Source organism: Roseateles oligotrophus (assembly GCF_025717515.1).
Classification (GTDB): Bacteria; Pseudomonadota; Gammaproteobacteria; order Burkholderiales; family Burkholderiaceae_C; genus Paucibacter_A; species Paucibacter_A oligotrophus.
Genome location: NZ_JAJIRN010000009.1, coordinates 387,252 through 399,627 on the forward strand (window position 1 = coordinate 387,252; position 12,376 = coordinate 399,627).

Below are 12,376 nucleotides of genomic sequence, written 5' to 3' on the forward strand. Positions count from 1 at the left end.
CTCAGGTGGGCGGCCTGCTCCGCAGCACCGGCAGATGGATGGAGCCGCAAACGAGTCGGCGGCGGCATGGGCTGAGTGGGTGTTGCGTCGTCATGGGCTGTATTTTGACCGGCCCGCCGCATGCAAAACCGCCAAGAACCGGGTCCAAACCTTGCTATCTTGTTGGCTGCTTTTTGCCGGCTTTTCCTGACTTAGCGGCCCGCATCAATGTTGATGCGTGCCGGCCTCGGCCGCCGGTTTGCTCAACATCAGCCGCACCGCCGGGGCTTTCAGGCCTTTGGTCGATTCGCCCTCGGCAGGCAGTTCGGCCCAATTCCACTCGCCCTTGACACAGCTCTGGCGCAGCTTGAACCAGATCGGTCCGGTGGCCTCCGGCAGGCTGCCGCGCAGGACGAACTCGTCATACCAGGCGTCTTGCAGATAGGCATCTTCGCTCTTGGCCGTCCAGCTCACTTCGACAACATCTTCAACGATCTGGCGGCCATGGCTGTCGTAAGGCTTGGACAATTTTTCGCGTTTGAGCTCCAAGGCCCAGCCGGCCTTTGGCATCGGCTTGGCGCCGCGAAAGCCGGCCGGCAATGTCACCGTGATGCGGGTGGTGGGCGAGCCCTCGCAGCCATGGCCGACACGCAGTACGGCTTTGTACGCGCTGCCGGCAACGGCCTCGGCTTGCTCCAGCGTGACATGGGCCTGGGCACTCAGGCCCAGTGTGGCGGCAAGGAGAATAGCGGTCTTCTTCAACATGGTTTTCAGCTCCGATCAAAGGTCAAACTTCAGTTCAGCGTGGTAGCTGCGCTGCGGGTAGGGGTGAAAGGCCCAGTATTGGTAGTTGTTCAGGTTGTCGATGCCGGCGGCCAGCGTCCATTGCTTGGCCACGCGCCATTGCATCCGCAAGTCGGTGGTGAAGAACTTGGAAAAGCCCTGATAGGTAAAACCGTTGGGGTCGCTGTTATTGAGCGTGCCATATTGCGGGCTCGAGTAGCGCAGGCCGTAGCTGGCGCTCAAGGCCGGCGTGATGGCATAACTGGCCACCAGCGTGGCGCGCCATTTGGGCACGCGCGGCTGCTGCTTGCCGAGGGTGTCGCCGGGCACGCTGACGAAACCGGCGTTCTCCAGGATTTCGGAATCGGCATAGGTCAGGCTGCTTTGCAGCTCGAGGCCGCGAATGAAGAAATCGTCGGCGCTATAGGCCAGCTCGACGCCGACCGTGCGGATGCGGCCGATGTTCTGCACGCTGCTGATGGTCTTGGCGGGGTCGGCCGGATTGGCGCTGAGCTGCGAGTACAGCGCGTCGCGGGTGTCCTCATGGAACAAAGTGCTGCGTAACTGTTGCTTGCCACGGCTCCAGGTGGCCCCCAGCTCGCTGGTCCAGCCTTTCTCGGGTTTGAGGTTCGGGTTGGTGCTCGGGTCGCTCGGCACATAGGCGCCGTTGGCGTTGACGCCGCCCTGATACAGCTCACCGGCGGTGGGCATGCGCACCGCGCGGCCGGTAGACAGCTTGAGGGTCCAGTCCTCGCTCAGCTCATAGCCCAACGCCGCCTTGGGCGACAGATAGTTCTCCTTGCGTGCCTCGAAAGTGACCGGCGTGCCATTGGCGGCCGTCTTGCGGCCCTCAAGCGCCTGCCATTGCTCGGCGCGCAGGCCGATCACGCTTTTGAGCTGCGGATTGATCGCCCAGGCGTCTTGGATAAAGGCGCTGTCGAGTTGGGTCTTGCCGCCGAAGTCGGTGAACAGCGCTCCTGCGGCGCCGTTCAGCCAGTCGGGCGTGTCGGAGACTTTCTGCCGCCAGGCATAACGCTCATGCTGCAGGCCAAAATCCAGCACATGGGTGCTGCCGCTGGGGCGCCAGACGCCCTTGGCTGCCAAGTTGCTCCAGCCGGTGCCGCCGAGGTCGGTGATGCGGCCGGGGCCGCCGGCGTCGGCCGCAGGTTTGCTCAGGCTCTTGGGGGCGTTCGGGGCGCGCGCCTCGTCGCGACGGTAGTCATAGCGGCTGGCGCTCAGCTCGAAGTCGAACTCGCCGCGCGTCTGGCTCTTCAAGGCCAGACCATGCATCAGATGTTCGAGGCGGTCGCGGTTCTGGCCGAAGTCGGTGTTGGCAATCGCGTATTGCTTGCCCTCGATGCCGACGTTAGCGCCGCTGTAGACGGTGTTGCCGCCCGCGTCGCGGAGGTAGCTTTCGCTGCTGCCGACCGCCTTGTTCTTCCACCACCCCAGGCTGTAGCTGGCGCGCAGTTGGGGGCCGAAGTCAAGCGCAAGCTTGAGCTTGGCATGGTCCTGCTTGCTGTGATAACGGGTGCCGGCGCCCAGAATCTGCCAGGGCGTGTTGCTCTTGTCGGCGTCCAGGACATTGCCCGTCACCGGCAGGGTCAGCGCGTTGACGGGCTTGCCGGTCGACGTGGGCTTGGTGACAAAGCTCAGCGGCTGGCCCTCGCTGTCCAGATGGTTGAGATTGACCCACCAGGCCAGCGCGCCGGCGCGGTCGCCGATCGAGGCGCTGGCTTGATGGCCGTCGTAATTGGCGCGGCTGTTGTAGAGCGCAAAGGGCTGGTGAAAGATGCCGACCTTGGCATGCGCCTCAAAAGCTTTGGGCATGCGGGTCTGGTAGTCCACCACCGCGCCGACCGAGTTGCCCGAGTAAGCGGCCGAGAAGGGGCCGTAAAGCACATCGACGCGCTCGATCTCTTCGGGCGTGACCATGCCCCAGCGCGGCGTGAAGCCGGCGCCGTTGCCGAGCAGGTTGGAAATCTGGATGCCGTCGGCAAACACCAGCGAGCGCGCGCTATTGCCCGTGCCCGAGGCGCGGGTGGACAGCACCGCGTGGTTGTAGTCGCCGATATAGCGCTTGCGCACCAGCAAGCTGGGCAGGTACTTCAGCGCATCCTGTGCGTCGGTCGCGTTGATGGTGCGGGCGATCTCCTCGGCGCTGACGCTCTCGGTGGTGGTCGGGATATGGGTCGGCAAGGAGCGCAAGGCCAAGCCCGCGATGACCACGATGCCGAGTTGCTTGACCGGCGCGGCCGCGGCGTTGGAGGCGCTGACCTGGGCCGCTGGGATGGCCGCCGCGGGGGGCGGCAGCTCGGGCGCTGAGTCTTCGCAATCCTCGCAAGCGAAAGCAACAGAATGCTGCAGCAAGACGGCGGCCAAAGCCATCCTCAGCAGGGCTGGTTTGAACAAGCGGTTCATGTCTGGTAATCGATTCGATCGTTAGCCAAGCGCCGCCCCAAGCGGATTGACCGATTGGGTGGGCGCGGGCAGTAGAGAAGAATGGAGCGGGCGCGGGCTAGGCCGGCCGTTCATTCAGGGCTGGTGAATCAGACCAGCGTGAGAGGCGGCGCACGCGACTGCGCCGGCGCCCAGGCATGGGCGCTGTGCGGAGCGCTGTAGAAGCGCTCGGGCATTGCGAAACGCAAAGGCAGCAAGGTCAAAGCGCCTGTCAATGCGGCGGGCGGCGGGGCCAGGTCTTGCGTATGCAGCGCGCAATAAGGGCAGTTGGCGAACAAGCCGTGCAGCGAGTCCTGCGAGCTTTGTTGATCGGCTTGCCCTGCCAACAGCGAAGCAGTGGCGCGCGGCGACACCACGCTGCTGCGGCAAACCTGGCTCCAGGCCACCACATCCCCGCGCGCATGGGCCAAGGCCTGCGACAGCGCCGGCATCAGCGCGGCCAGCAAGAAGCTCAGCGCGACCAGCCAGCGGCTTGCGTTTGAAGGGACGGAGAAAATACGGGCTTGCACGGGTGGGATTCTAGCGAGCGAGGCTCAGCCGCCCTTGAAGCGGATCAAGAAACGCCCAGTTTGGAAGATCTCGACCTTGATCGTAGTAATGGCGCCGCTAAACTCAGCGTGCCACCCATGGAGTCGATTCTCATGTCCAACTCGCCGCTTGTTTTTCGCCAGCTTTTCGACCCGGCCTCATCCACCTACACCTATCTGCTCGGCGACTCGGCCTCCGGCGAGGCGCTGATCATCGACTCGGTGTTCGAGCATCAACAGCGCGATGCGGCCTTGTTGCGCGAACTGGGCCTGCGCCTGCTGGCCACGCTGGACACCCATGTTCACGCCGACCATGTCACCGGCGCCTGGGCCTTGAAGCAGCGCTGCGGCAGCCAGATCCTGCTGGCGGCGAATGCCGGCGCAGACTATGCTGACCGGCTGTTGACCCAAGGTGAGCGGGTTGGCTTTGGCGGGCGCTTTCTGGAGGTGCGCGCCACGCCCGGCCACACCAATGGTTGTCTGAGTTATGTGCTGGACGACCAAAGCATGGCCTTCACCGGCGATTGCTTGTTGATCCGTGGCTGCGGCCGCACCGACTTTCAGCAGGGCAGCCCGCATCTGCTCTACCAATCGGTGCAGAGCCAAATCCTGTCGCTGCCCGACAGCTGCCTGCTCTACCCCGGCCATGATTACCGCGGCCTGACCGTCACCAGCGTGGCGGAAGAGCGGCGCTTCAACCCACGCCTGGGCGGTTTGTCAAACGAGGCCGATTTCACCGGCTATATGAATAACCTCGGCCTGCCGCACCCGAAACTGATGGACATCGCCGTGCCGGCCAATCTGCGCTGCGGGCGGCCGAATGCGGATGCAGCAGATGCGCAGGCCGCAGGCGAGCAAGCCTGGGCGCCGCTGACCTTTACCTTCAGCGGCATCTGGGAGATTCAGCCGGCCGCCTTGCTTGAAAGTCTGGCCGGTGGGCGGGGCAAGGACATCCAGTTGCTCGATGTGCGCGAACCGCAGGAGTTCGGCGACGCGCTCGGCCATATTGCCGGCGCCCGCCTCTTGCCCTTGTCGGAATTGCCCGCCCATGCCGGCGAGCTGATCGCCGCCGGCCGCCCGGTGGTGGCGGTCTGCCGCTCGGGCACGCGCTCGGCGCAGGCGACCGTGCTGCTGCAGAAATCTGGCCTGAACCAGGTCGCCAACCTGGCCGGCGGCATGTTGCGCTGGCGGGCCGAAAAGTTGCCGGTCGAGGGCGCTGCTGCTCAGTGAGCCATCGTCGGGGCGGCGGGGCTGCCCAACTGGCGCGCCTCGGCCTTGATCTCGACGCTTTCGCGCTTCTTGTCGGCGCCCTCGAACACCAGCGTCAGCGGCACGCTGTCGCCGGCCTTGATCGGCGCCTTCAGGTCCATCAGCATCACGTGATAGCCGCCCGGCTTGAGCTCAATGGTCTTGCCGGCCGGCAGCGCTAGGCTGGGCACGGCGCGCATCTTCATCACCGAACCGTCCATCGCCATCTCATGCACCTCGGCCACGCCGGCCACGCTGGAGCGCACCTCGATCAGGCGTGCGTCGGTTTTGGAGGTCAGCTGAAAAAACGCGCCGGTCGCCTTTTGCTGCGCGACGGTGGCGCGCACCCAGGGCTGGCTGACTTGGACTTGCGCCGAGGCCTGAGTCGCGAGGATTGCGGTCAGCAGGGCCGCCGCAGCATGCTTGATTGCTTTGTTCATGGCTCGATTCTATGCAGCAAGTCCAGCAGCGTCCTCGCCACCACCTTGGTCGCGCCGCGAAGATCGGCCAGATTCAGGTGTTCATCGGCGCGTTTGGCATTGCTCTCCAGCACGGTGCGCGGGCCTGCGCCGTAGATCGCCGCCGGGATGCCGTGCTCTCCATAAAGCCTAACGTCGGTATAAAGCGGCGTGCCGGAGGTCGGGATCGGCTCGCCGAAGACCGCTTCGCCATGCTTTTGCAGCGCCGCCACCAAGGCCTTGTTGCCGGGGTTCGGTTTCAGCGAGTGGGCCAGAAGCAGGCGTTTGATGTCGACGGTGACGGGCGGGTCGGACTCGAAATTTTCCGCCGCCTGGCGAATCACCGCGCGGATATTGGCCTCCACCGCGACCGGGTCTTCCTCGGGGATCATGCGGCGGTCGAGCTTGAACGTGATCTTGCCGGGCACGACATTGGTATTGCTACCACCCTCGATGCGGCCGACGTTCAGGTAAGGGTGCGAGATGCCCTCGACTGCGGAGCTGAGCTTTTTGTACTGCTCGTTCTGCGCATACAGCGCGTTCAAGATCGCCACAGTGGCCTGCAAGGCGTCGACGCCGGTGCTCGGGTAGGCGGCATGGGCTGCCCTGCCATGCACCGTCACCTCCATCTGCAGGCAGCCGTTGTGGGCGGTCACGACCTGGTGGCTGAAGCCGGCGGCCAGCAGCAGGTCGGGTTTGCTCAGACCTTTTTTCAGCAACCAGCCGGGGCCGAGTTCGCCGCCAAACTCTTCGTCATAGGTGAAGTGCAGCTCGACACCGCCCTGCAACTTCAGGCCCAGTGACTCCAGCGCCCGCAAGGCGAAGGTATAGGTGGCGAAATCGCTCTTGCTGACCGCCGCCGCGCGGCCGTAGATCTTGCCAGTTAGCAGGTCGCCGACCAAGTCGCCGCTATAGGGGTCATGGCTCCAGCCCTCGCCCGGCGGCACCACGTCGCCATGCGCATTCAGCGCGATGACCGGGCCGCAGTCGGCCTTGTCTTGGCCGTAATCTTGGTCGTAATGGCGGCGCACAATCAGATTGGTGATGCTCTCCATCCCCTGTGCCCGCACCAGTTCGGCCGGCACAATATGCCGCTCGACGTTCAGGCCCATCGCGGCCAATAGCTCGGCGCTGCGCTCGGCATGCGGCGCGTTATTGCCCGGCGGGGTGTCGGTCGGCACCTGTACCAGGGCCTGCAAGAAGCGCACTTCCTCTTCGAAATGCGCATCGACCCATTGGTCGATTTGGTCAAAAAAGCTAGGGCTCATGGGCATTCCTTGGCGAGCTGGTCCAGTAATTGTTGAAAGGCCCGCACGGCCAAGTCGGCATCGTCATTGCTGACTTGTTCCAGCGGGTTATGACTGATGCCGCCGTTGCCCCCGCGCACAAATAGCATGGCCTGCGGCAGCAGGCGGTGCAACATCATCGCGTCATGGCCGGCGCCCGAAGTCAGGCGCAGCAGCGGCAAGCCCAAGGCGGTGACGGCGGCCTCCCAGCGCGCTTGCCAGCCGGCATCGCTGGGCGCGGCGTCGGCGGCCATGGTTGGCGTCAACCGCGATTGCAGGCCGCGGCGCTCGCAGATGAAGGCCAGCGCGTCCCGCACATCGGCGTCGAGCGCGTCGCGGGCGGCGTCGCTGCTGGCGCGCAGGTCGAGGCTGAAGCGGCAACAACCGGGGATCACATTGATGGAGCCGGCCGGCACCTCCAGCATGCCGACGGTGCCAACGACTTGCTGCTCATCCGTGCAGGCGCGCTGCTCGACATAGAGGATCAGCTCGGCCACGGCGGCCGCAGCGTCGCGGCGCCGGTCCATCGGCGTGGTGCCGGCATGTGCGGCCACGCCCATCACTTCGCCCAAATAGCGCCGGCTGCCGTTGATCGATGTGACCACGCCCAGCGGCAGGTCCAGCTCGGTCAGCAGCGGGCCCTGCTCGATATGCAGCTCGACAAAGCCGAGATACTTGGCCGGATCGCGCTGCAGCGCTTGAATGCTGCTCATTTCAGCGGGCAGGCCGGCCGCGTGCATCGCGGCCCGCATCGATAGGCCGTCGGCATCGACCTCATCCAGCCAATTCGGGTCGAAGTCACCGACCAAGGCGCTGGAGCCGAGAAAGGTCGCCTTGTAGCGCTGGCCTTCTTCTTCGGCAAAGGCGATCACTTCCAGGTCAAAGGGCAGGCGGCGGCCGCTGGCATGCAGTTCGCGCACACACAGCATCGGCACCAAGACGCCGAGGCGGCCGTCATATTTGCCGGCGCGGCGCACGGTGTCGTAATGCGAGCCGGTCAGCAGGCGCGGCTTGTTAGGCGTCATCCCAAGATAGACGCCGACCACATTGCCGACGGCGTCGATGCCGACTTCGTCAAAGCCGCAGTCCTCAAGCATCCATTGCCGCAGCTGCGCCGCGCAGGCCTGGTGCGCGGGGGTCAGGTAGGTGACGGTCAGCTCACCGGTCTCCTTGAAGCCGGGGTCGGAATGTTCGGACAGCGCCTCGGCCCAGTCCCAAACTTGATTGCCCAAGCTCGGCTGATGGCCAAACTTGTCATTCAAGCGGATCTCGGCGATGCGGTGGATATTGCGCAGGCATTCCATCCGCTCAGGCTCGGGGTGGCTGTTCAAGCGGCGCTCAAAAGTGGCGATGATCTCCGCCCGGCTCAGACCCAAACCTCTCGGGCCGCGCACCGCCAGGATGAAGGGCCAGCCGAACTTGGCGCCGTAATCGGCGTTCAGCTTTTGAATCTGCGCAAATTCTTCCGCCGAGCAATGGGTCAGGCCGGCGCGGCCTTGCTCGTCGCTGGACTCGGCCGTCAGTGCCTGGCTGACCATGGCCTTGCCGGCCAGCTCGGGGTGAGCGCGTATCAAGGCCAGTTGCTGCTCGCGGCCGGCGTTGCGCACCGCTCGGGCCAGCGCCAGCTTCAAGCCGGCCAGGCTGGCAAAAGGGCGGGCGGCTGCGGCGGCTTCGGCCACCCAAGGCGAATGCTCGTAAGTGCCGGCCAGCAATTGCACAAACTCGGCCGGCTCGGCGGCGTTCAATAATTCCATTGTCAACAACATCGCTTAACGCTCCCAGACAAAGGCGCTGCCGGCATCAAAGGGGTGGACGCTGCGCCAATGCCGCGCAATGTCGACGCGACGGCAGATCCAGACCCGCTCATGTTTTTCCACATGGTCGAGAAAACGCTGCAACGCGCGCATGCGCCCCGGGCGCCCGAGCAGGCGGCAATGCATGCCCACGCTCATCATCTTGGCTGTCTCGGCGCCTTCGGCGTACAAGACATCAAAGCTGTCGCGCAGGTACTCGAAGAACTCATCGCCATGCGAGAAACCTTGTGGCAGCGCGAAGCGCATATCGTTGCAGTCCAGCGTGTAGGGCACGACCAAATGCGGCGCTAGCGTGCCGTCGCTCTTGCGCACCTGCAGCCACAGCGGCAGGTCGTCGCCGTAGTAGTCGCTGTCGTATTCGAAGCCGCCGTAGTCGGCCACCAGGCGGCGGGTGTTGGGGCTGTCGCGGCCGGTGTACCAACCGGAGGCGCGCTCGCCGGTGAGGCGCTGCAAGATGTCCATGCCGCGTTCCATATGTTCGCGCTCGGTCGCCTCGTCGACGCCCTGGTAGTTGATCCAGCGCCAACCATGGCAGGCGATTTCATGGTTCATGCCGACCAAGGCCTGACACAGATCGGGGTGGCGCTCCAGCGCCATCGCGACGCCGAACACCGTCAGCGGCAGGCCGCGCGATTCGAACTCGCGCAGCAGGCGCCAGACGCCGACGCGCGAACCATATTCGTAAATGCTATCCATCGACAGATGGCGCGCCGGGTAGGCGGGTGGGTTGGCCATCTCGGACAGAAACTGCTCGGAGCCGGCGTCGCCATGCAGCACCGAGTTCTCGCCGCCTTCTTCGAAGTTCAACACGAACTGCAGGGCGATGCGGGCTTGGCCGGGCCACTGTGCCTGTGGCGGATGCTCGCCATAGCCGATCAGGTCGCGGGGATAAGGGTTTGGCATATTCAACCTTCAGGGCTGGAGGGCGCTGGCCAGGTCGGCCGCGCGTGGGTTCAGGCGCAGATTGGCTTCGACGTTGCCGAGGTGCTGTGTCATCAACCGCAAGGCGCCCGCGGCATCGCGCCGGGCCAGCGCCTCCACGATGGCGCTGTGCTCGGCCTGCGACTCGACGGCCGAATGGGTGCTTTGGTACATCAGCGCAATCAGCGAGCTGCGCGAGAGCAGGTCCGCCAGCAATTGTTTGAGCACCGCGTTGCCATACATATCGGCCAGCAGCAAATGGAAGTCGGCCAGCAAACGGGTGCGGCCGGCGATGTCAGGAGACACGATGGCGGCGCGCTCGGCCTTCAGATGCGCACGCAGCTGCTTGATCTGTGCGGGCGTGATGCCGGCGGCCAATTGCATGAGCAGCCTAGCCTCCAGCAACTGCCGCACTTCAAACACATCGCGCGCCTCGGCGACGCTGGGCTCGGCCACATAGGCGCCGCGCGCCGGCGTCAAGGTGACCAGGCGGTCGCGGCTGAGCTGGTTGAGCGCTTGCCGCACCAGCGTGCGCGAGACCTTGTAGATGTCGGCCAGTTTCTGTTCGGCCAGCTTGGTGCCCGGCATCAGGCGACGCTCGACGATGGCCTGCGTGATGGAGGCCGCAATTTTTGCTGTGGCGGTGCTCGCGGCGTCTGGATTGCTTGGCATTGTGTGCCGAAGTGTATACACTTTGCGGCTTCATTCCAAGTTGCCGGAGCAAGTTCAGTGGGCAAACTCAGCACCCATGTTTTAGACACCATGCACGGAGCGCCGGCCGCCGGCATGGCGCTGCGCCTGTATCGGCTGGACGGCGAGTCGGCCCAGTTGCTGAAGAGTTGCAGCTTGAACCAGGATGGCCGCGCCGACGGCCCGCTGCTGGAGGGTGCGCAGCTGCTGCCCGGGCGCTACCGGCTGCTGTTCGGGGTTGCCGACTATTTCAAGTCGCTCGGCGTGCAACTGCCGGACCCAGCCTTCTTGGATCAGGTGCCGCTGGACTTCGGCATCGCCGATGCGAGCCTGCATTACCACGTGCCCCTGCTCGCCAGCCCTTGGAGCTACTCCACCTATCGCGGGAGCTGACCCAGCTTGGCTGCTTTGGACGACTTGCTAACGGCGCTGCTCGACGGGCCGGCGGTGCTGGTGCAAGTGATGCGGGTGCAGGGTAGCGGTCCGCGTGAGGTCGGCGCCTGGATGGCGGTCTCGCCCCGCGCCTTGCTCGCCACCATAGGCGGCGGGCATTTGGAGTTCGAGGCGACGGCCCATGCGCGCGCCTTGCTGGGGGGGCAGGTCTTGCCCGAGCCTTCGGCCTTGGAGAGACGGTTTGCGCTGGGACCGAGCTTGGGGCAATGCTGCGGCGGCGTGGTTGACTTGAGTTTCGAGCTATTGCCGGCCCGGCCCGGCGCCGAGCGGCAGGCCGAACTCCGCCGAGACTTGAGCCTGCCCGAGGCGCAACTATTGCCGGTCGGCTTGTTCGGCGGTGGCCATGTCGGCCGCGCCATCATCGACTTGCTGAGTCGCCTGCCGAGCAGGGTGCAATGGTTCGATAGCCGGGATGAGGTCTTCCCGCCGGGCTTGCCCGCGCATGTGTGCGCCGAGCATAGTGAGCCGGTGCAGGCGGCCGTGCAAGACCTGAGCCCGGGTAGCCGGGTCTTGATCATGAGCTTCAGCCACGCCGAAGATCTGGATGTGCTCGCCGCTTGCCTGTTGCGTCAGCGCTTGGCGGGCGACCTGCCTTTCATCGGGCTGATCGGCAGCAAGAGCAAATGGGCCAGCTTCAGCGCGCGCCTGCGTGAGCGAGGCTTCAGCGCGGCCGAGTTGGCCCATGTCACTTGCCCGATCGGCCTGCCCGGCATTGCCGGCAAGCAGCCCGAGGTGATCGCGATCGCCGTGGTGGCGCAGTTGCTGCAAAACCGTTGATCAGTCCTGGCGGCTACGCCGGCGGCGGGCCAAGAGTACGCCCGCTCCGGCCGCCCACAAGGCCCAGCTGCTTGGCTCCGGCACGGCCTGGGTAGCTTTCAGTTCGATGCGGGTGTGGTTCTCGCCGTGAAAGGCGGTGGTGCTGGTGGCAAAGGTCGTCAGCGTGTTGGCCATCAAACCGTTGTCATCGGAATAGCCGTAGTTGCCGAAGATCTTGTCGCTGTTTGCTTCGTCGTGGCTGAGGGCCAGAATCAAACCATTCGCACCGGTGGGCATATTTAACGCGGTGGCACCCAGGACGGTGATGGATTGGGCAAGGAAGTCCTGTTTGCGGAACTGTATCCAGGTGCCCTGGGTGTTGGTGTGCACAAAGAGTTCGATCACATCGTTGGTATTGCTGAACGAATCGCTCAATCGCAGACCCCAGGTTTGGCCCAGTTCCGGCAGGCTCTGTAGGGAAAGATCAAGTGCGGCCGCAAAGCTGCGTGATTTATCTAGGCCGCTACCGACATCGGTGGTGTTGGTGCTGAGCCGCAGCTTCAATGATTTGGCCAGCCCACCGCCCGAGGCATTGACCGAGGCCACCGCATAGTTGGCGTCCAAAAGCAGCGAGCCGCCTTCCTCGCGGGCCGCCAAAGCGGGGTTGGCGCCATCGGCCAAGTCGCGCAGTGAATAGGTGGAGATGTCCCCATTCGGGAAGGCCGGCCCATGGAACGCGTCGCCATTGTCAAACCGGTCGTTTAGCAAGATATTTTGCCCGGCCAGCCAACTTGCCCGGTCGCCGTCTCGAAACAGGGTTAGTTCGGTGGCGTTCATCGGCCCGGCGCTGGCGCTGGCGCAAGCAATCGAGAGGGCAAGGGCAAGAGCGATTTTTGACTTTGACATGTCGAGTTCCCGGTTTGTTTGGCTGTAGATTCTCAGGAAGAGCCGCGATTCTCCGCTTTCGCGACCGAGTTGTGGGGTGCTACCCCTAACTTCTA

The 12,376-nt window shown here is 64.6% G+C and carries 12 protein-coding genes; 3 read left to right on the forward strand and 9 right to left on the reverse strand.

What is annotated here, in order from left to right; all coding sequences use genetic code 11:
- Window positions 1-204 precede the first annotated feature (204 nt).
- From LNV07_RS20835 to LNV07_RS20845, 3 genes are all read right to left on the reverse strand, one after another.
- The gene (locus tag LNV07_RS20835; protein ID WP_263573105.1) at window positions 205-744 is read right to left on the reverse strand and encodes a YcnI family copper-binding membrane protein; all 540 of its coding nucleotides are present in this window, start codon (window positions 742-744) and stop codon (window positions 205-207) included.
- Window positions 745-759: 15 nt separating this feature from the next.
- Window positions 760-3,183 carry a TonB-dependent receptor gene (locus LNV07_RS20840; RefSeq protein ID WP_263573106.1) on the reverse strand — a complete coding sequence of 808 codons (2,424 nt, stop codon included), beginning with the start codon at window positions 3,181-3,183 and terminating at the stop codon, window positions 760-762.
- A 128-nt stretch (window positions 3,184-3,311) separates the two neighbouring features.
- A complete protein-coding gene (locus tag LNV07_RS20845; protein WP_263573107.1) occupies window positions 3,312-3,731 on the reverse strand; it encodes a DUF2946 domain-containing protein in 420 nt (139 codons plus the stop codon).
- 132 nt (window positions 3,732-3,863) lie between these two features.
- Between LNV07_RS20845 and LNV07_RS20850 the strand changes: the two genes are divergently transcribed.
- Window positions 3,864-4,979: an MBL fold metallo-hydrolase gene (locus LNV07_RS20850; RefSeq protein ID WP_263573108.1), complete on the forward strand. Its 1,116-nt coding sequence runs from the start codon at window positions 3,864-3,866 to the stop codon at window positions 4,977-4,979.
- Here LNV07_RS20850 and LNV07_RS20855 read toward each other — a convergent pair.
- Genes LNV07_RS20855 through LNV07_RS20875 form a run of 5 tightly spaced genes read right to left on the reverse strand, consistent with a single transcriptional unit; the run spans window position 4,973 to window position 10,148 of the window.
- Window positions 4,973-5,437, reverse strand: coding sequence for a copper chaperone PCu(A)C (locus LNV07_RS20855; protein ID WP_263573109.1), 465 nt, complete (start codon window positions 5,435-5,437; stop codon window positions 4,973-4,975). The genes LNV07_RS20850 and LNV07_RS20855 overlap by 7 nt on opposite strands.
- A complete protein-coding gene (locus LNV07_RS20860; RefSeq protein WP_263573110.1) occupies window positions 5,434-6,723 on the reverse strand; it encodes a M20/M25/M40 family metallo-hydrolase in 1,290 nt (429 codons plus the stop codon). The genes LNV07_RS20855 and LNV07_RS20860 overlap by 4 nt, the downstream gene beginning before the upstream one ends.
- Window positions 6,720-8,507, reverse strand: a complete 1,788-nt coding sequence (gene uraD, locus LNV07_RS20865) for a 2-oxo-4-hydroxy-4-carboxy-5-ureidoimidazoline decarboxylase (RefSeq protein ID WP_263573111.1) — start codon at window positions 8,505-8,507, stop codon at window positions 6,720-6,722. The genes LNV07_RS20860 and uraD overlap by 4 nt, the downstream gene beginning before the upstream one ends.
- 3 nt (window positions 8,508-8,510) lie before the next feature.
- Window positions 8,511-9,458: an allantoinase PuuE gene (puuE, locus tag LNV07_RS20870; protein WP_263573112.1), complete on the reverse strand. Its 948-nt coding sequence runs from the start codon at window positions 9,456-9,458 to the stop codon at window positions 8,511-8,513.
- Window positions 9,459-9,467: 9 nt separating this feature from the next.
- Complete coding sequence (locus tag LNV07_RS20875) at window positions 9,468-10,148, reverse strand: GntR family transcriptional regulator (RefSeq protein WP_263573113.1); 681 nt, start codon at window positions 10,146-10,148, stop codon at window positions 9,468-9,470.
- A 57-nt stretch (window positions 10,149-10,205) separates the two neighbouring features.
- On the opposite strand from LNV07_RS20875, the gene uraH reads away from it, so the two are divergent.
- Window positions 10,206-10,559 (forward strand): hydroxyisourate hydrolase, encoded by a 354-nt coding sequence (uraH, locus tag LNV07_RS20880; RefSeq protein ID WP_263573114.1) that lies wholly within the window; start codon window positions 10,206-10,208, stop codon window positions 10,557-10,559.
- Window positions 10,560-10,565: 6 nt separating this feature from the next.
- Entirely contained in the window at window positions 10,566-11,396 is an 831-nt protein-coding gene (gene xdhC, locus LNV07_RS20885) for a xanthine dehydrogenase accessory protein XdhC (RefSeq protein WP_263573115.1), read from the forward strand.
- Here the strand turns inward: xdhC and LNV07_RS20890 are convergent, their stop codons facing one another.
- Entirely contained in the window at window positions 11,397-12,281 is an 885-nt protein-coding gene (locus LNV07_RS20890; RefSeq protein ID WP_263573116.1) for a PEP-CTERM sorting domain-containing protein, read from the reverse strand.
- Window positions 12,282-12,376: the final 95 nt, after the last annotated feature.